Raw genomic sequence first — 16,933 nt, 5'->3', positions numbered from 1 at the left:
CCCCACTCACCATTTAGGAGTAGTCGGGTTAAAGTCCGAGTTACGTAAAATGGTCAGTTCACACCCGTCTTTTCAGGCGGCCCAAATACTCTTTCGACCAACCGAAAGAGTGGGGCTGCACCCAGTGACGTCCGGAACTGCGCAACGCATTCCTACAGGTTTCCGCGCCCTCAAATTGCTTTGTTGGCTTGACAGAAGAGGTTTGGCCTGAGTCGCTCAAATTGGTTCGAGTCATAACGGCTTTGACGTGAGTGCAACCGTTAAAACAGCCAAAAACATTACAAGCTGCTGTTTTGGTTGTAACAAAAGGGCTTTTTTGCACGCGAATCATGAACGCCATGTGACATAACACCGCAGCAATATTATGCTTGCATGCAAATGCACACAGTTTCCCTTACGTCAATCTCGCAAATCACAGACTTTAAAAAAAAATTTAAACACCCCTTCGAAATGCCTGTTTCGGCGAAAGGTTGCCTGTGGCGGATGAATGCCATTCTGCCACGGCCCGAGCCGCATCTATTGCCTCAGAACAGTCAAAACTTCACTTCTTAGAATAAGGTTAAAAAACCTTCGAGCGAAGTAATACAAAAGGACTACTAAGCATGGTTTATACCATTACCCTTGACCGTGACTATGGGTACAACTCTTACAGGTATCGCGGCGATGCAGACGCTATCGATGCGACCAATGCCACCTGGATCGTGGCTAATACCGGCAGCCAGACCAATCTCTATCCGGTTATGATCGACAATGCCAAAAGTGGTATAGACTTCTTTGGGGCAACAATTGACGGCACCGTTTCGCAAACTGGCGACTGGTCCAAAATCTACATCAACTCGGCTGCGATTATGGTGCGCGACACCAAAAACGCCAGCATCTATGATGTGAAAATCTCTGAAGCATGGGACGCAATTCGTATCGCGGGAAATTCCGGCGGTTTCGATATCAACAATGCACTGGTCACCAACACCCGTGATGACGCGGTCGAAAACGACCACGGAAACAGCGGCACCATCCGCAACAGCCTCTTTGACGGTGTGTTCTCGGGGATCAGCCTTGGCTCCAAGTACTCTTCAGACAGATCTAGCCAAGTCGTTGAGCTCGATAACGTCCTCATCCGGATGGAATCGTATCTCTACAAAGGGCAGATGACTCACCAATCGCCATTCAAAATGGTCGAAAACAGCCCCTCGCTGCGCATCAAGGACTCAGTAATCGCCATTGAAGACCCCGATCACATCGGTGATTGGCGTCTGGAACTGGCTTGGGACAAGACAATCTCGTCTTCGAACAACGTTTTCCTGAACCTGTCGAACAAACCGCTGCCCGCCGATTACCCTGAGCCTCCACAAGGCTGGACGGTATTGGAAGGCCAAGCGGCACGGGACTACTGGGAAAATGCACGCTCAGAATGGTACGCTGATCAAGATGGCGTTTCAGTGGCTCCGACCCCGGATAACCCGGATTCCGGCAAAGCTCCTGCTCCGGAAACCGACAACACCACTGACACCGATAACGACAAAAACGACTCCAGCAACAATGACATCAATGAAGTCGCTGGCGGTGCAGGTAATGACACCGTTAACGGCACTGGTGCGTTCGATCGTCTGATTGGCGGTGCAGGTAATGACAAACTTAATGGCTACGCGGGTAACGACGTCCTGTATGGCGGTACCGGCAACGACACATTGACCGGAGGTGGTGGTCGGGACTTCTTTGTCTTCAACACAAAACCCAACTCTTCGTCGAACGTTGATGTCATTACAGACTTCAAACCTGACTATGACAAGATCGTTCTCGACAGCTCGGTTTTCACCAGCCTCGCAACAAACAGCGGCAACAACGTTGACGTTCTCGAAGAGCAGTTCTTTGAGGTAGCGAAACGTGCTGACGACCTGAACGATTACGTCATGTACAAGTGGCGGACCGGTGAGGTTTTCTATGACGCGGACGGGAATGGTTCCGGTCAGCAAGTAAAAATCGCACAGTTGGACGCGCGCCTGGATATCGATCACAACGACTTCCTGATCGTCTAAGTGCTGCTGACAAAGGGCTGCGCCCTTCTCGACTCATGGTACTGCGCTGTTCAGACAGCGCGGTGCCATGGCAGTCGTTAGGCAACAGGCCAAGCGGACCAAAAAGCAGCCGCCCGATCTGATGCCAATCCAATAAGATGGTCGAAACTTAAACGCCGCTCTGCCGTGAGAGCGTCAAAAGTAACTCCATTCGCATCCGAAAGGGTTTGGACCCACTTCTTTGAACCCGGAAATCCAAGCTGGCTGTTGCATCCGAAGCCATCTAACACCCTCCGATCTCACACAAAAAACTGTATCGATCTGTTGCTGTGGCCATCGTCTGGTGCGGTGAGTTTCGAACAAAATGAAACATGCCATTGCGCTCGGAATCCGACGGTGACAAAGCGGCTCAAAATTGCTATTGGTATTATGTAAAGTTAAGTGGTTTCAGGGTTCTATGTGTATAAACACGACACGTTTATAAGGTGTCTGATTTTTTACCCCGAAGCGCTGCAGCTATGAATGGGGACCTGTCATTTAAGGCCGGAACCATAGATCTCCGGCATCGTCGGGCGAATTTTTTGTCAGCCTGACACCTACCTAATAAGGCATCCCCCTTGTCCAGGAGGGCGTGGAGTGAAGCTCCTTGTAACAGGCGGTGCGGGCTTTATCGGCTCAGCTGTGGTGCGCCGCGCCATCAGAGAGGGCCATCAGGTCGTCAATTTGGACGCGCTCACTTATGCCGCCTGCCTCGACAACGTGACAAGCGTGGCTGACCATCCAAACTATAGTTTTGTTCACGCCGATATCTGTGACCGTCCGACCTTGGACCGAGTTCTGGCAGAGAAAAAGCCCGACGCGATAATGCATCTGGCTGCAGAGTCTCATGTGGATCGCTCGATTGATGGCCCTGGCGCATTTATTAACACTAACATCTGCGGAACCTACACAATCCTCGAGGCCGCTAGAGCCTATTGGCAAGAGCATGGTGAACCCAAGGATTTCCGGTTTCATCATGTTTCTACAGACGAAGTTTTTGGCTCACTGGGTGTGACTGGGCAGTTTACAGAAAACACGCCTTATGATCCGCGTTCGCCGTATTCGGCGTCTAAGGCATCCAGCGACCATTTGGTACGCGCGTGGCACGAAACATACGGGCTTCCAATTGTCTTAACCAATTGCTCGAACAACTATGGGGCTTATCATTTTCCCGAGAAACTGATCCCCGTCGTGATCCTGAATGCGTTGGCGGGCAAGCCAATCCCAATCTACGGGCAAGGAGAAAACGTCCGCGATTGGCTTTATGTCGAGGATCATGCCGAGGCATTGCTTTTGGTTGCGTCGAAGGGCGCGATTGGAAGGTCTTACAACATTGGCGGCGAGAGTGAGGTACGCAATATCGATCTGGTCAGAATGATCTGCACTATTCTCGATCAAAAACGCCCGACTCAGGCGCCTCATGCCGACCTCATAACCTTTGTAGCTGATAGGCCAGGTCATGATGCCCGTTACTCCATCGACCCTAGCCGCATCCGAAACGAATTGGGCTGGACCCCTTCCGTCACGCTCGAACAAGGGCTCGAGCGAACAGTTCAATGGTACCTGGACAACGAAAACTGGTGGCGCGCGCTACAAAGCAGGAGCGGGGTAGGCGAGCGGTTGGGGGTAAACGTATGATCCTTGGTTTTTACAGGATCATCCCGTCGACTTGGGGGCTGACCCGCATGGCGGGTTCACCCAACTGACAGAGCCGAAGTATGCGACCCGTTTCGCACGAAACGCCGATTAGATCGCGTCGCGAACAAAACTGACTTTGGCAATCACGGGTCCGACCTGCGGTAGGGCCAGACAGATATTTGGAGGAACTTGGGAGGAGTTTCATGACTGGGCGCAAGGGCATTATCCTCGCTGGCGGTAGCGGCACGCGGCTTTATCCAATCACCATGGGCTTATCGAAGCAACTACTGCCAATTTACAATAAACCAATGATTTATTACCCGCTTAGTGTACTGATGTTGGCTGGAATACGCGAAATTTGCGTTATCACAACGCCTCAGGATCAAAGCCAATTTCAGAACACTCTTGGTGACGGCGCGCAATGGGGCGTCAGGCTAAGTTATCGCGCGCAACCCAGCCCCGATGGGTTAGCTCAGGCGTACATCTTGGCCGAAGATTTCCTGGACGGCGCTTGCTCCGCCATGGTGTTGGGGGACAATATCTTTTTTGGGCATGAGTTACCCAAGCTTATGGCCACGGCAGACACAAAACTGTCTGGTGGCACTGTGTTTGGCTACCACGTGGCAGATCCAGAGCGCTATGGCGTAGTGCAATTCGATAGCGACGGCCGCGCGTGCCAAATTGTCGAAAAACCCCGTCACGCACCGTCCAACTATGTGGTTACGGGGTTGTACTTTTTAGATGGCACCGCCCCACAGCGCGCTAGGAAAGTAACACCCTCTGCGCGCGGCGAGCTAGAGATAACCGATGTGCTTCAATCTTACCTGGAAGAAGGCTCATTACAGGTCAAAACCATGGGGCGCGGATACGCATGGTTAGATACTGGCACCCACGGTTCGTTGCTGGATGCTGGCAACTTTGTGCGCACTCTGGAAGAACGGCAAGGTCTGCAAACTGGATGCCCGGAGGAGATTGCGTATCAGCGCGGCTGGATCAGCGCCGATGACGTGGCAGCACAAGCAGAAGCATTCGCCAAGAATGGGTACGGAGATTATCTGTCCAGGTTGCTGAAAAAAGCCTAGGACTGCAAACGACCAGCGTGAAGTTAAAGAGCCTTTCTTGCGGCTAAGCAACCGAGCCTGTCAGAAGAAACCGGCATTCATCTCAGCATCGGTTCAGTGCGGTTTGCTTTGATTGTAGAACCACGCACGCACCTCTGATACCCTGCCCCGAGACACAGGGATGTTCCCTCCACCCCGTGTCTTTATTGATCGACCGGAAAGCTCTACTGCTTCGTCCTTAGCAACCCAATACGAGCGGTGAGGCTGAATGCCATGCCGAGCATCCACTTGCTCTAGAAAATCCTTCATTCGGGTCCGATATCTTGAGACACCGATATCCGTTGTCACGATCAAAAAATGTTCCGAGCTGTGAACCAATCGCAAGATCGACAAGGGAATGGATTTGCCGCTGAAAACTACAAATTCTTTGTCTGGCTCAGGGTTGTGTTCACGCGCTTTGTTGAACAAAGGCCAAAGCCAAAGGAGCGCCAAGGTTTCAAGGGTCACACCGATAACCGTGTTCACCAGATAGCCAAAACTGCCTTCACGAGCGACGCGCGGCAAGGAAAGCAAATCTGGGAAAATCGGTAAATGCTCTGCAAGCCAGCTCAACGCAAGAATAAGCGGAACGGAAGTCGGAAAGTGCGGCATTGGCCGGGCACTAACCCTATGCCAAAGCGAATACGCCGCCTGGGCATAGTAAGGGATCACTAGCACATAGAGAACGACGCTGAGGGTCCAATAAAACAGACGACTTTTAAAGTTGGGCAACGTCTGGAAAAGGACAGGATTACCGGCGGTCACAATCAAAATGGCCAAGATCAAAAAAATAATCACATTTCGATTGCGCAAAAACCCCTGCAATTCACGTTGTGTGAACTGCACAATGTGCCCACTGATTAGCTTTAAATGTATTTCGGTGTCATTTTGCTTAAGGGACATCGGAAAGCGGAACACTGCTCTGGAATGGGCACAAAACGGTTTAAATGAACGCATTAGGGATGGATGAGAAGGAGTGCTCGCTCTGCACCCTCTCTGCGCTTTTAGGGGCCGATAGTATACAAAACTTCCGCCCGAAAAGATTGCGCTTCGGTCCAAGGTTCTTTCTCCGTATGACGCGGTTGCAAGGTCTCTCGGTGGACCGATAGCCTATCTGATAGAGGCATCAGAATTCATGGTGATAAAACTCTGATTTTCCCCGTTGTACCGGCAGGGCTGAATGAATTTAGAACCCTGCAATTGCGCCTCTATGTAGAACGGACCGCATCCGTCCCGGTGTTTGGGCAATGCTTCACTTACTCCCGATCGCCAACAAACCAGTACACCTCTGTCGTGTATGTGGTCTGGAATATCATATACCTGTTTGGGGGCATGATGGCCTCTATCCATTGCTGGAGGATTGCGCCTGCTGTGGTGTTGTGATTGGGGACGATGAAACGAGCCGTGAAGCTTGTATCGCCCACCGAAACCACTTGCTCCTAAACCAAAATGCGAAATGGCACTGGAAAACCCGCAAGCCCCGCAACTGGACCATAAAAGCTCAGAAGCAGGGTATTCCGGCAGATTTCAGGTAGTTGAGCCGATTAGAGCGCCCACCCAAGGTCGGCGTTACTCGCAAACACCACACCTCTGAGATCGCCGTTTTTTCTCAAATGAAGCCAAAAACATAAGCGAGTTTGGTGTAACTTACATTCAGCGAGACCAGTGTCAAAGCCTGTAAAGCGGGGTTTCCCCCGCCGGCTCCTGCCACCCAATCTAAACTGTTAATTTCCCAGATCAGTAAGTCGCGTTGTTTAGGGAATAGTGGGCGCAATTACGTACAAGGCTTTCAATGCTTCGCTAGGCTCTATTCCTGGTAACGCTGTACGAAAGATCTCTTCCATGCGCCCCTGAAGGTACATTTCAGACAAGAGCGTATCGATCACCAAACGGAATTCGTCATCGCCTCTCGAAATCGCCAGCCCCTGTTTTTCAATCGTGAGAATATCCTGAGACAATTTGAACTTTCCGCTCAAACCAGCCGCTAGGAAGTTGACCAAAAGAATGGATTGATCTGCGAAATACGCATCGACTTCTCCATCCCTTAGCGCCTTTATTCCATCTGGATGCGAGGCAAACCGCACCATCTCAGCATCAATCCCTGCAGACTCGAAAGACCTAAGCACGGCCTCTTCGGTCGTCGTGTCGCTTCTCATTCCAACCTTCTTGCCAGCCAGCGCCTGCATCGTACCTTCGGTTTCGATGGGCAACAGAAGAGATGTTCCGTCGACATAAGTTGGTATGGAAAAATCAACGAGCTCACGCCGTGACAGAGTGATCGTAGCGGCTCCGCAAAGAACATCCACCTCACCGGACGCCACCTTATCGAACCGATCATTCGAATTCACCGGAATGAATTGTACGTTCAGGTCCTCTAGCCCGAACTGTCTTGCGATCCCCAGTGCAATCTGATCGCAAATCAAGGGAGACAAACCGAAAGGACGACCCTCATCGTTGATGTAGGACAGAGGTGCTGCGTCTGTACGAAATCCAAATCGAATTTCGTTATTTTCCTTGATCCGGTCAAGTGTTTGAGCAGTCGAACCTGAGGCAAGCAAGATCGCAGTCAGAAACAGAGAAAGTATGCGCATAAAATTTCCTTTGGTTTGGTCAACACTCTCGCAAAAAGTACAAAGCCTAAGTTGGAATGAACCATAGCTTGCTGAACGGGCACCTGACCAGCCACAGACAGCGATCAACAGCATCAGCTGTACGTTCTGCTTTGCTGTAGCCAAGCCATGTCAATAGGTTCTTGAGACGGTCGATCCCAACACTGAAAGGCGCTGGATCGACCGACCTCCATTCAAAGATCGGTGCCACCGGAGGACAATCTGATCATCCAAGCCTTATACGCTGATTATTGCCCGGTGGTTTCTTTGCAGGTCCCCTTACCCCAGCCAGATTTACTGCCCGAAGCGGAAAAATCGAAAGTGCCTTTCTCTGGGTGCACATTGTAGTTCAGCGTGTAGTCCTCCCCGACATAGAGGTAAGTCAAAGTGTCCAAACCTGGATACACAGCCACGTCTTTGTCTATATCGCCTATGGTGATATGGCCTTTGTCCTGACCTTCATATTTGATCAGTTTGGCCGCCATCTCGGGATGATCCGCATCAGGCGCTTCGCATTCAAACACTCGTTCTTCTGCAAACGCCATTGCGGGCAGGAACGAAAGGAGAATAGCGGTTCTTTTCATTTTTTTACCTAGCATATTATGTATTGCGATGACGCCGCTATGGGTGGTTTCTGTCAAAATTTTGTTAAAAATCCGGTCGCTATGCGCCAAGCAGAAATAAGCGTCAAATATGATGTTAAAGCCTGGGATTTTCCCCGCCTCACCAGAACAAAACACGAGGCAAACTCGCCCCAGCCCTCACTAAGACCTCTGATCCCCCAGGCCCATGAAAAGCTTGAAGGCAAATCCAAGTAGGATAATGCCCGAGGCACGCCGGAATCTCTCATATCGCTTTTGGGTCATGAAATGGGTTCTCAACGCATGCGCCAGTGCGGAATAGGCGCTAAGAGACAAAACAGACAGGCCGCAATAGGTCAGTATCAAAATACTCGCCTGCAAGGGCAGTCCGCTCTCTGGGCGCAACACCTGAGGGAACAGCGCCACATAGAACAGGAGCGCCTTGGGATTAGTAGCCGCCAAAAGGAAAGCTTCTGAGAACAATGCCCGGGCAGACACCGAAGGTTGTGTTTCAGCAGTCAATGAAGGAGTATCGCCGCCAATCAGCAGCTTTAAACCAAGCCACCCCAGATATGCGATGCCTAGCCATTGGAAGAGTGACCAAAGAAGGCCTGACGCCATCACGAAGTTGGTGACGCCCAGTGCACATACGACCCCACCAGCCGCGAGCCCCAGTGCATTTCCCATTATGGTTGGGACAACCCGCTTTCCGCCGAACTGTACAGTTCGGCGAACCGTGTTCAGATTTGCCGGTCCGGGCGTGACGATGTTCACTGCAGATACGGCCGCAAAGGACGCCCAAATTACCCAATTCATGCTCTCTCCTACCGACGATCGTTGTGAAGCCGAACAATAAGGAACCATCCGCTATAGGTACTTTTCGGAAGAGAAGCGTTTTGTTGTTTTTGCCGTGTAATCCAAAGGCTTTTTTCTTATGTTGCTTATATGAGGAACCTCTTAGATGATATCGACCGCTCTATTCTGAATGCTTTGGTCCGGGACGCGCGTATTAGCTGGAAAGATCTGGCGACTGACACTGGGGTATCGTCCCCAACCATCCGGGATCGTGTCAGGCGCCTACAAGACAGAGGGATTATTCAGGGTTTTTCGGTTGAGATATCGCCGAACGCTCTTGATTACTCTCTCGAAGCGATTGTGCGGTTTCGACCCCTGCCCGGTAAGCGACACATGTTAGAGAGACAGATTCAGGAAACCGATAGGATCGTTCAGTGCGACAAGGTTACGGGCGAGGACGGCTTCGTCGCGCGTTTGTTGTTGAAGGATATTGGTGAGTTGGACCCTTTGCTTGAGTCTTTCGGCCGCATTGCGACCACGAATACCTCCATCGTGAAATCAAGCCCCGTCAGAATGCGACCACCACCATTTTGATGCCATAGGCTTACAAAAACACTGAGCGCTGCGGGTTTCAGCAGCAAATCGACTACCCGCTTTAGGATCTTGACCAATGGACGAGTTGCACTCGACCAGAAAGGCCAGGACCTGGCTCAGATCACTCTAAGCCCAGGCAGATGATCTAAGCACCACGCCGAGTTTGCCAGCCGACAAGGCTCAAGCAGCCGAACAGGATTGCCGCAACACAGACTATCGACGGGCCTGCTGGCGTGTCGAACACGTAGGCCGCTCTCAACCCCGCGACAGCCGAAAACGCGCCAATTGCCGCTGCTATTAACGCCATTGTTTCAGGCGAGCGGGCAAGGCTACGCGCGGCCGCAGCTGGAATGATAAGCATCGCTGCAATCAACAAAACACCGACGACCTTAATTGCGACTGCTACGGTAACGGCCAGAGACAACGTCAGGATCAACTGCTCACGCTTGGGGTCAAACCCACTAGCATAGGCCAGCTCTTCGTTCAAAGTCGCGGTAAGCAGTTGAGACCAGCGCCACGTGATCAAAGCCACAACAAGCAGAGCACCGCCCCAAATCACAATCAAATCAGACCGCGAGACCGCTAGGATATCGCCAAATAGATAAGCCATTAGGTCGATGCGCACGCCAGAGAGAAACGAAACCGCGACAAGACCAAACGCCAACGCCGAATGCGCCAGAACCCCCAGAAGCGTGTCCATTGCATAGCCCCGACCAGCCAACAGCGTGACCGTAAGCGCCATAATCAATGCAACGGCCAGTGCTCCTGTGAATACCGACATTTGGAAGGTAAGCGACAGCGCAACGCCCAGGATGGCTGCGTGGGCTGTTGCATCACCAAAGTACGCCATCCTGCGCCAAACAACGAAACAGCCTAGGGGGGCTGCAGCAAAGGCAACGCCAACACCCGCCAACGTTGCGCGTGTCATGAAATCATCTAGCATTATTCAGCAGCTTCCTGAGTGTGTTCACAATGGTCGTGATCGTGGTCATGGTCATGTCGGTAAAGGGCCAACGCACCGCCAGTGCCGGTTCCGAACAGCGCTCGGTATTCAGGGGCTGAGGCCACAACAGCCGGAGACCCTTCGCAACACACGTGACCATTGAGGCAGATCACTCTGTCAGAGGCGCTCATGACGACATGCAGCTCGTGGCTGATCATCAAAATGGCACAGCCGGTTTCACGACGCACATCTTCAATCTGCCGATAAAACGCTGCTGATCCCGGTTGATCGAGGCCTTGGGTCGCCTCGTCCAAGAGCAGGACGTCGGGGCGATTAATCAAAGCCCGCGCCAACAAAACTCTTTGGAACTGCCCACCAGACAATTGCGACATCTGTCGCTTTAGAAGGTCTGGAACGCCAGCAGACTCAAGCGCCGCCACACAGTCTTTGCGCGAAACATTAATTGTAAGGCGCATAAACCTTTCAACTGAGATCGGCAGCGTCGGATCGATATGGAGTTTTTGCGGGACATAGCCAATTCTCAGGCCCGGCTTCAGCGAAACCCTACCTTCTGTGGGTTTGGTCGCACCGATGATCGCTCGCAACAAGCTGGTCTTGCCCGAACCGTTTGGGCCGACAATGGTGACGATCTCACCGGGTTCGATGGCCATGTCCACATGACGCAGCACGGTATTTGCACCGTAGCGCACACTAAGATTCTCGGCGGTGATAAGGGTCATTTCTACGCCTTTTCGGTGCAGGCCGGACAGATTCCCTCGGCTTCTACTACCGTTCGCTCAATCTCGAAACCGGCTGCGCGCGCAGCTGCACCAAGGACTCCCTTGGTCGGCGCGGATTGAGCCTCAGCGACTGCGTCGCATTTTCTGCAAATCATGAAAGCTGGGGAATGCGTGGCGCCGGGATGAGAGCAGGCAACAAACGCGTTCAAACGCTCAATCTTGTGCACGAAGCCATTTTCGACAAGGAAGTCGAGCGCTCGATAAGCCACTGGGGGCTGAGACCCAAAACCCTCATCGCGCAGGTAATCAAGAATGGCATAGGCACCAAGCGCCCTATGCTCCTGAAGCAACATCTCCAGAACTTTGCGCCGAACAGGAGTAAGGCGCAGGCCTTGCTCTTTGCACCGCGCCTCAGCTGTGGCTAGGGCGGTTTCGACGCAGGAGTCGTGATTGTGTTTCTGGAACCCTACCGGAGCCGTTTCATCAGCCGGAACAGGGCGTGGATCACTTGTCATGTTATTCCATATCATGTATGCCGCTCGCAACGTTATAAAATCACATAGAGGGTCTGATGTCCAGAAAGCTTCTACCATATTCGATCACGGCTGTACTCATGGGGGGAACAGCAATGGCGGATGTTCCAAATGTGGCGGTCGACATCGCGCCAGTACACTCACTGGTAGCTCGGGTTATGGAAGGGGTTGGAACACCTAACCTCATTGTTCAGCCAGGTGCTTCACCCCATGAATACAACTTGCGCCCATCCGAGGCAGCCGCCCTGCAAGAGGCTGATCTGGTATTCTGGATCGGAGAAGACCTGACACCTTGGATGGAAGGTGCAGTGGAAACACTTGCGGACGGCGCAACCGTCACAACTCTGCTGGAATCTGACGGAACGGTTCTTCTTGATTTCCGGGAAAATGCCCTGTTCGAGGCGCATGATCACGACGAGCACGATGACCATGACGAACATGCTGGCCACGATGACCACGATGACTACGGCCATGAGGGTGAGCATGCCGAAGATAAAGAGCATGAACACGAAGATCATGGCCATGATGATCACGATCATGACAAGCACGAGGATCACGCAGATCACAAAGAGCATGACGATCATGATCACGATGAACATGCTGACCACGACGAACACGACCACGAGGGTCACGCACACGGCGAACATGATCCGCACGCTTGGCTTTCCCCTGCAAACGCTGAAACGTGGCTTAACGTGATCGCAGCACAGCTTTCAGCAGCTGATCCAGACAATGCTGGCGCTTACTTTGCAAACGCAGCAGCCGCGCGAGAAGAAATGGCTGCGTTATCTGCAGAGGTTTCCGAAAAACTGGAAAGTGTCCGCGGCCGCAGCTTCATCGTATTCCACGACGCCTATCAGTATTTCGAAGATGCATTTGACTTCCCTGCCTCGGGTGCGATTTCCATTGGCGACGCCACTGACCCAAGCCCGGCTCGTATCGCCGAAATTCAGGGTCGAATTCGTGAAGAAGGTGTCGATTGCGTTCTGGCCGAACCCCAGTTCAATCCTGGAATCGTGAAAACTGTTCTAGAGGGAACGTCAGCGAAAACAGGTGTAATCGACCCATTGGGCTCTGACCTGGAACCCGGAACAACGCTCTATCCCGAAGTCATTCGAAAAATGGCCGATACATTGGCCGAGTGCCTCTGAACATCAGCCAGGCCAAAGGTAGCACTTTGGCCTGGCTCCTTAACGCGAGCATGAAAAGACAGCCAGTTCAATAGCGCGTCAGAGCCTAGCAAACGGCTAGTATCCGCTTCGATCCTACGACGACACGTCCGTCAATTCCTGCCATATTTTTGCGAAGATTTCGTGGGGCGACACATCGCACTCATACCCCCTCGAATGACCAGTTAGAAAACCAGTACGTACTAAAATAATGACGTGCCGCCCTCGCACCCAAGATGACATTGTGTCGAAAGTGTGTCCACCATTATTTTGGAAACGCACCGTTGACAGCAGCAGTTCCTTCACTCATCAGGCAGCACACTATCTTGGGAATTCCATCGATTTCCCGAGGCTTATTCAGGCTAACCCTTCGGCCGCTGGCCTTTACCATTCAAGCTCTTATTTTCATTCAACAAATCACCAAACAGCAACGTAAGTTCCGGTTTACTTATAGAAGCTCGATTTGTGCTTGCGGCTTTCTGAACTGACTCTTCTGGCACTGAGACCACTACAGCCTTTGCCCTAAAAACGCGCCTCAGAATCGATTTCAAGAACATTGCGAGCACCTTGCATTAATCAGTCTTCTTCAAAATATTTGCCGCTGCGGGCTGGTCCAAGCCCGAGGGGGAGGAAGGCCCAAAGACCATTTACAAATGAGTGATCACCCGCAGCGGTGGGCTGTACATATTAAAAAAAATCAAACCGGAAACGGGGAAGAATTGCTGAAATTACACCGTTTTTGACCGATCGATCAAAAAATGTTTTACGCCGCACATCTGCGCCGCTACCGCACGCAAATCGCAAGGTAATTTACGCTACGCCATTATTTTTCAGCTTTAGTCTTTGCTGGTATCCAAATCTGTTCTCCAAACACAAAAAAAAGAGGCGCGCTGACTCCAGCGCGCCCCAGTCATGGGGAGGATAATAAAAAAACAGTGCTCCAAACGCAAGCCGAGCACCAACCTTTGAATTATCCCAGTCTGTCAGTTTTTTCGTAGCCGGTCAGTGACACGGATCACACGGGGTTCGATTTTGTCGACCATTTGCGAAACTGTAAAAACGCGCCGAACGCGCTCGGGCCTTGCCTTAGGACGTTTCGGATTGCTCGCTTGCCCGTGTTACGCAAGTTCCCAGCTCTTTGGCAGGTTGTCCGATACGGCTCAAATCTCTGGAAAACAGCACGTGCGATAGCGATCGCCCAACAGCCGTTTCGGGTACGACCGCAATGCCCCAACCTTTGGTTTCGTGCCCTTCCTGAAAGCCTGTGTTCAAAATCAGAACATGGCCCTGAGGGACCGTCGACACTCCGGAGTCGGAAATTTCAGACTGAGCTTTCTGCTTCCACGCTTCGCCAAGATCGACAACGCTGTCGCCTAAGTGAAGCTTTCCTTCCTGCTCAAAAACAGACTGGCCTGCGACAGCGCCAATCGGCACAAGAAAACGCCGCTTGCCCAGCTTGGCGTATACGGCCTGATTGGTGCAAAGTTGCGGCGTTATTTGGTTCAGATAGAGCGTGTTGTCTTCTAAACCCGCAAGGTCGCGCCCCTTGTTCACGATGCGATAGTCAAATGTCTTATGAAGCAGCAATAGTGCGGCGAATAGAGCCACCCAAGGGGTCAACCCTTTGATCGTACGGTTTTTCCACCATGGCATCGTTTGATCAGTCATGGGTTTTTCCTCAATACTTCCGCAACTTAACGGCTTTCTTCCGGCCGAAGAGCTTGTTGTAATACCGATCGACAATGGCAATGAGGTAGGACCCGATCACAATCACATAGACCACCATTATCGCACGATGGGACGAACTTACTCCGGCGAGGATGGCAAAGGGGTAGACGAAAAAGTTGAACGCGCCGCTCATTATCCGGAACAGGATCACGTAGCCAACCAAGGCGACTATCTTATTGAATCTCATCCACATGATCTGACCGGTCGTCATAATCAGAAGTAGAAGGTAGAATCCCGGGTAGTAAAACAGCCATGTCAGCCTGCTGAGGTAAGCCATGCGTCGTTTTGTTGGATCAACAGTCAAAGCCCGAGACGCAAACGCCCGCGCACTGGCTAAACGACCGAGTTGGAAGCGGTTTGTGGCCATTGCCTCCAGCAATTCCGGATCGTTCGGGAAGTACTCAAGAGCTTCGCTCAGATAGTGGTCTGCCTCGAACACGTCATCCAAGTTGTGCAGGGCAAGACCTTTGATCTTTGTCATTTCGGGCGACTGATCGTGACCAAACTCTTCTTCCAGTTTCTTCCGGAACCTGTTCGTTTTGCCCTTTTTAGCATCTAGCAGCATTTCCATCACATTGATGGCATCGTGATGCTCCGGGAAATTCTGCCGGAAGCGCTGCAAGCTAGACGCCATTTCTCTTTTGCGATCCAGCTTTGCCAGCGCATTGAATCTGTTGACGTGCATCCTGACGGCATTCGGGTGGCGCGATAGCCAATTGTCGCAATACTCAATTGCCTTCTTGGCGCTGTTCTCCTTCATCAGAATGTCCACCATTAAATCGGCGGCACCCAAATTGTCTGGGTTTTTTTCGAGCATTCCGCCCAGAATGCGTTTCGCGCCTTCGGTGTTCCCGGCATCAAAAAGGGCCCGAGCTGTGCCCAACCCTTCGACTTGTGCTTCTGACATGCGTTATCTCGCGTATTTCTTTAAAAAGGCAGCCAGGTCGTCGTACATCCCGTCCTGGTTGGCATAGTCTGCAAAGCTGCGCGCCTGCCCCAGCCATTCACCGACCGAGGACTTCACCTCGCGCAGGGCTTCCTTAAAATGTGCGTTGTTCAGAGGTTCCAACTCCGAGACTGAGGCGCTTTCTTCGATCGCGATGTCAATCGCTGTATCGACCAACGCAGCCAGATCCGCACCCGAGAAACCCGATGTTTTTTCAACGATCAATTGGACGTCCAGGCCCGAGCTGGTGGGGCGGTCTTGCAACAGGCGTTTTAGGATAAAGGAACGAGCCACTTTATCTGGAGGTGGCACAAAGATCGAACGGTCAAAACGACCGGGACGGCGGAATGCGCTATCCAGCGACCACGGCACATTGGTGGCACCCAGAAAAAGAATGCCGTCGTTATCCTCGGAAAACCCGTCCATCTCAGTCAAAAGCGCCGAAACGGTCGTATTTATTTTCGCAGAGCTGTCCATTTGCCGGCGCTGTGCCAATGCCTCGACTTCATCAAAAAACAGAACGACAGGCCGCCGAGTTCGGGCGGTGGCAAAAATCTCTCTGATCGTTTTTTCTGCAATGCCCACGTACTTATCAAGCACATCGGCGGCGCGGATGTTGTAGAATCCCGCATTGCATTCCGTGGCCAAAGCCTTAGCGAGCATCGTCTTGCCACATCCCGGAGGTCCATACATCAGAACGCCCCCACCAGCCTTGCGTTTGAACCGCTTAAACAGGTCGCGCTTGCCGGTGAACGGATTTATTATGCGGCGGCGCACCTGTTTTTTGACCTCCTCAAGCCCACCAATGTCGTCAAAGGTGATTTCGCCGCCCTCGACCATACGCAGTGGGCCATCAACCGAGGGCATCTGAATGACGTTGTCCGATGTTTCTTGCACGGGCCGCCACATGTCGGCCCGCTTATGTTCACCCGCCAAGGTCAACAAGTCCGCAGCTTCGGTTTTTAGGGCTTCTGTTTCGATCAAAGAAGGTTCGGTTTGCGCCAGCGCGCCCAGAATAACGCTGCTGTCTGGCGCATCTTTGAGAAGTACTAACAAGGCGCGGAAACTTGCTTCGCGCGCGTGACCTGCAACCACAAGATCAATCAGGTCTTGGTATTGTGCTTCCAACCTTTGCGTCATTATGTGCTGCCCTATTGCGTCTCGGCGAAACTGCCAGACGATCTAAAAATTTCCGGTAATATCTCTGCCTTGCTAACTTAAAGAGGTTTACGGTCAAGCTCGGTTAAACCCTAGGCTGATCTGATTGGCAAAAACGCATCACTTTTTTGAGGCTTAACCAAAACGTCGGAATTCAAGGCGTTCACCAGAAAAAATGGCCCTGCTGTTCTTTATCTGTGTTCGCTCAAATGAAATCAGGACCATGGCAAAATCGCCCGAGCAAAAATGCACCCCAAAGCACTCTAGGCCCAACGTTAAATACTGACCGGTGAGCGCTGTTTCACACAAGCCAAGTCTGTTTCTCAATTTATAAGTTGTCACTAT

Annotated in this window: 15 protein-coding genes; 5 read left to right on the top strand and 10 right to left on the bottom strand. The window is 51.9% G+C overall.

The window, feature by feature from the left end; genetic code table 11:
* The first annotated feature begins 602 nt into the window (after nt 1–602).
* From ACR0EO_RS14535 to rfbA, 3 genes are all read left to right on the top strand, one after another.
* Complete coding sequence (locus ACR0EO_RS14535) at nt 603–2,036, top strand: M10 family metallopeptidase C-terminal domain-containing protein (protein WP_480691129.1); 1,434 nt, start codon at nt 603–605, stop codon at nt 2,034–2,036.
* A 615-nt stretch (nt 2,037–2,651) separates the two neighbouring features.
* On the top strand, nt 2,652–3,692 hold the full coding sequence (gene rfbB, locus ACR0EO_RS14530; RefSeq protein WP_480691127.1) for a dTDP-glucose 4,6-dehydratase: 1,041 nt from the start codon (nt 2,652–2,654) through the stop codon (nt 3,690–3,692).
* 203 nt (nt 3,693–3,895) lie between these two features.
* Nucleotides 3,896–4,774: a glucose-1-phosphate thymidylyltransferase RfbA gene (gene rfbA / locus ACR0EO_RS14525; RefSeq protein ID WP_480691125.1), complete on the top strand. Its 879-nt coding sequence runs from the start codon at nt 3,896–3,898 to the stop codon at nt 4,772–4,774.
* A gap of 93 nt (nt 4,775–4,867) precedes the next feature.
* On the opposite strand, the gene ACR0EO_RS14520 is transcribed toward rfbA, so the two are convergent.
* From ACR0EO_RS14520 to ACR0EO_RS14505, 4 genes are all read right to left on the bottom strand, one after another.
* Entirely contained in the window at nt 4,868–5,404 is a 537-nt protein-coding gene (locus tag ACR0EO_RS14520; RefSeq protein WP_480691123.1) for a LytTR family DNA-binding domain-containing protein, read from the bottom strand.
* A 1,142-nt stretch (nt 5,405–6,546) separates the two neighbouring features.
* The gene (locus ACR0EO_RS14515) at nt 6,547–7,383 is read right to left on the bottom strand and encodes an amino acid ABC transporter substrate-binding protein (RefSeq protein WP_480691121.1); all 837 of its coding nucleotides are present in this window, start codon (nt 7,381–7,383) and stop codon (nt 6,547–6,549) included.
* Nucleotides 7,384–7,649: 266 nt separating this feature from the next.
* The gene (locus ACR0EO_RS14510; RefSeq protein WP_480691119.1) at nt 7,650–7,985 is read right to left on the bottom strand and encodes a hypothetical protein; all 336 of its coding nucleotides are present in this window, start codon (nt 7,983–7,985) and stop codon (nt 7,650–7,652) included.
* Between the two features lie 180 nt (nt 7,986–8,165).
* On the bottom strand, nt 8,166–8,798 hold the full coding sequence (locus ACR0EO_RS14505; protein WP_480691117.1) for a LysE family translocator: 633 nt from the start codon (nt 8,796–8,798) through the stop codon (nt 8,166–8,168).
* Between the two features lie 129 nt (nt 8,799–8,927).
* Between ACR0EO_RS14505 and ACR0EO_RS14500 the strand changes: the two genes are divergently transcribed.
* Nucleotides 8,928–9,371, top strand: a complete 444-nt coding sequence (locus tag ACR0EO_RS14500) for an Lrp/AsnC family transcriptional regulator (RefSeq protein WP_480691115.1) — start codon at nt 8,928–8,930, stop codon at nt 9,369–9,371.
* Nucleotides 9,372–9,516: 145 nt separating this feature from the next.
* Here the strand turns inward: ACR0EO_RS14500 and ACR0EO_RS14495 are convergent, their stop codons facing one another.
* The 3 genes from ACR0EO_RS14495 to ACR0EO_RS14485 are packed head-to-tail and all read right to left on the bottom strand — an operon-like array spanning nt 9,517 to nt 11,569.
* Nucleotides 9,517–10,314, bottom strand: a complete 798-nt coding sequence (locus tag ACR0EO_RS14495; protein WP_480691113.1) for an iron chelate uptake ABC transporter family permease subunit — start codon at nt 10,312–10,314, stop codon at nt 9,517–9,519.
* The gene (locus tag ACR0EO_RS14490; protein WP_480691111.1) at nt 10,314–11,054 is read right to left on the bottom strand and encodes an ATP-binding cassette domain-containing protein; all 741 of its coding nucleotides are present in this window, start codon (nt 11,052–11,054) and stop codon (nt 10,314–10,316) included. The genes ACR0EO_RS14495 and ACR0EO_RS14490 overlap by 1 nt, the downstream gene beginning before the upstream one ends.
* Before the next feature lie 2 nt (nt 11,055–11,056).
* Entirely contained in the window at nt 11,057–11,569 is a 513-nt protein-coding gene (locus tag ACR0EO_RS14485) for a transcriptional repressor (protein WP_480691419.1), read from the bottom strand.
* Between the two features lie 56 nt (nt 11,570–11,625).
* On the opposite strand from ACR0EO_RS14485, the gene ACR0EO_RS14480 reads away from it, so the two are divergent.
* Nucleotides 11,626–12,738 carry a zinc ABC transporter substrate-binding protein gene (locus tag ACR0EO_RS14480; protein WP_480691109.1) on the top strand — a complete coding sequence of 371 codons (1,113 nt, stop codon included), beginning with the start codon at nt 11,626–11,628 and terminating at the stop codon, nt 12,736–12,738.
* Between the two features lie 1,104 nt (nt 12,739–13,842).
* On the opposite strand, the gene ACR0EO_RS14475 is transcribed toward ACR0EO_RS14480, so the two are convergent.
* From ACR0EO_RS14475 to ACR0EO_RS14465, 3 genes are read right to left on the bottom strand one after another with little or no spacing between them, the layout of a single operon-like run.
* The gene (locus ACR0EO_RS14475) at nt 13,843–14,424 is read right to left on the bottom strand and encodes a hypothetical protein (protein WP_480691107.1); all 582 of its coding nucleotides are present in this window, start codon (nt 14,422–14,424) and stop codon (nt 13,843–13,845) included.
* A 10-nt stretch (nt 14,425–14,434) separates the two neighbouring features.
* Nucleotides 14,435–15,391 carry a tetratricopeptide repeat protein gene (locus ACR0EO_RS14470; RefSeq protein WP_480691105.1) on the bottom strand — a complete coding sequence of 319 codons (957 nt, stop codon included), beginning with the start codon at nt 15,389–15,391 and terminating at the stop codon, nt 14,435–14,437.
* A gap of 3 nt (nt 15,392–15,394) precedes the next feature.
* Nucleotides 15,395–16,570, bottom strand: a complete 1,176-nt coding sequence (locus ACR0EO_RS14465) for an ATP-binding protein (RefSeq protein WP_480691103.1) — start codon at nt 16,568–16,570, stop codon at nt 15,395–15,397.
* Between the last annotated feature and the right edge of the window lie 363 nt (nt 16,571–16,933).

The organism is Ruegeria sp. BE9 (assembly GCF_056538765.1).
Note: the sequence above shows the minus strand (reverse complement) of the source record. Positions and strands in the feature narration are given on the sequence as shown.

Coding starts and splice junctions, on each gene's coding strand:
- ACR0EO_RS14505 (WP_480691117.1), bottom strand. CDS start 8,798: ATGAATTGGGTAATTTGGGCGTCCTTTGCGGCCGTATCTGCAGTGAAC.
- ACR0EO_RS14495 (WP_480691113.1), bottom strand. CDS start 10,314: ATGCTAGATGATTTCATGACACGCGCAACGTTGGCGGGTGTTGGCGTT.
- ACR0EO_RS14510 (WP_480691119.1), bottom strand. CDS start 7,985: ATGAAAAGAACCGCTATTCTCCTTTCGTTCCTGCCCGCAATGGCGTTT.
- ACR0EO_RS14465 (WP_480691103.1), bottom strand. CDS start 16,570: ATGACGCAAAGGTTGGAAGCACAATACCAAGACCTGATTGATCTTGTG.
- ACR0EO_RS14515 (WP_480691121.1), bottom strand. CDS start 7,383: ATGCGCATACTTTCTCTGTTTCTGACTGCGATCTTGCTTGCCTCAGGT.
- ACR0EO_RS14475 (WP_480691107.1), bottom strand. CDS start 14,424: ATGACTGATCAAACGATGCCATGGTGGAAAAACCGTACGATCAAAGGG.
- ACR0EO_RS14480 (WP_480691109.1), top strand. CDS start 11,626: ATGTCCAGAAAGCTTCTACCATATTCGATCACGGCTGTACTCATGGGG.
- ACR0EO_RS14535 (WP_480691129.1), top strand. CDS start 603: ATGGTTTATACCATTACCCTTGACCGTGACTATGGGTACAACTCTTAC.
- ACR0EO_RS14470 (WP_480691105.1), bottom strand. CDS start 15,391: ATGTCAGAAGCACAAGTCGAAGGGTTGGGCACAGCTCGGGCCCTTTTT.
- ACR0EO_RS14485 (WP_480691419.1), bottom strand. CDS start 11,569: ATGACAAGTGATCCACGCCCTGTTCCGGCTGATGAAACGGCTCCGGTA.
- ACR0EO_RS14490 (WP_480691111.1), bottom strand. CDS start 11,054: ATGACCCTTATCACCGCCGAGAATCTTAGTGTGCGCTACGGTGCAAAT.
- rfbA (WP_480691125.1), top strand. CDS start 3,896: ATGACTGGGCGCAAGGGCATTATCCTCGCTGGCGGTAGCGGCACGCGG.
- ACR0EO_RS14520 (WP_480691123.1), bottom strand. CDS start 5,404: ATGCCGCACTTTCCGACTTCCGTTCCGCTTATTCTTGCGTTGAGCTGG.
- ACR0EO_RS14500 (WP_480691115.1), top strand. CDS start 8,928: ATGAGGAACCTCTTAGATGATATCGACCGCTCTATTCTGAATGCTTTG.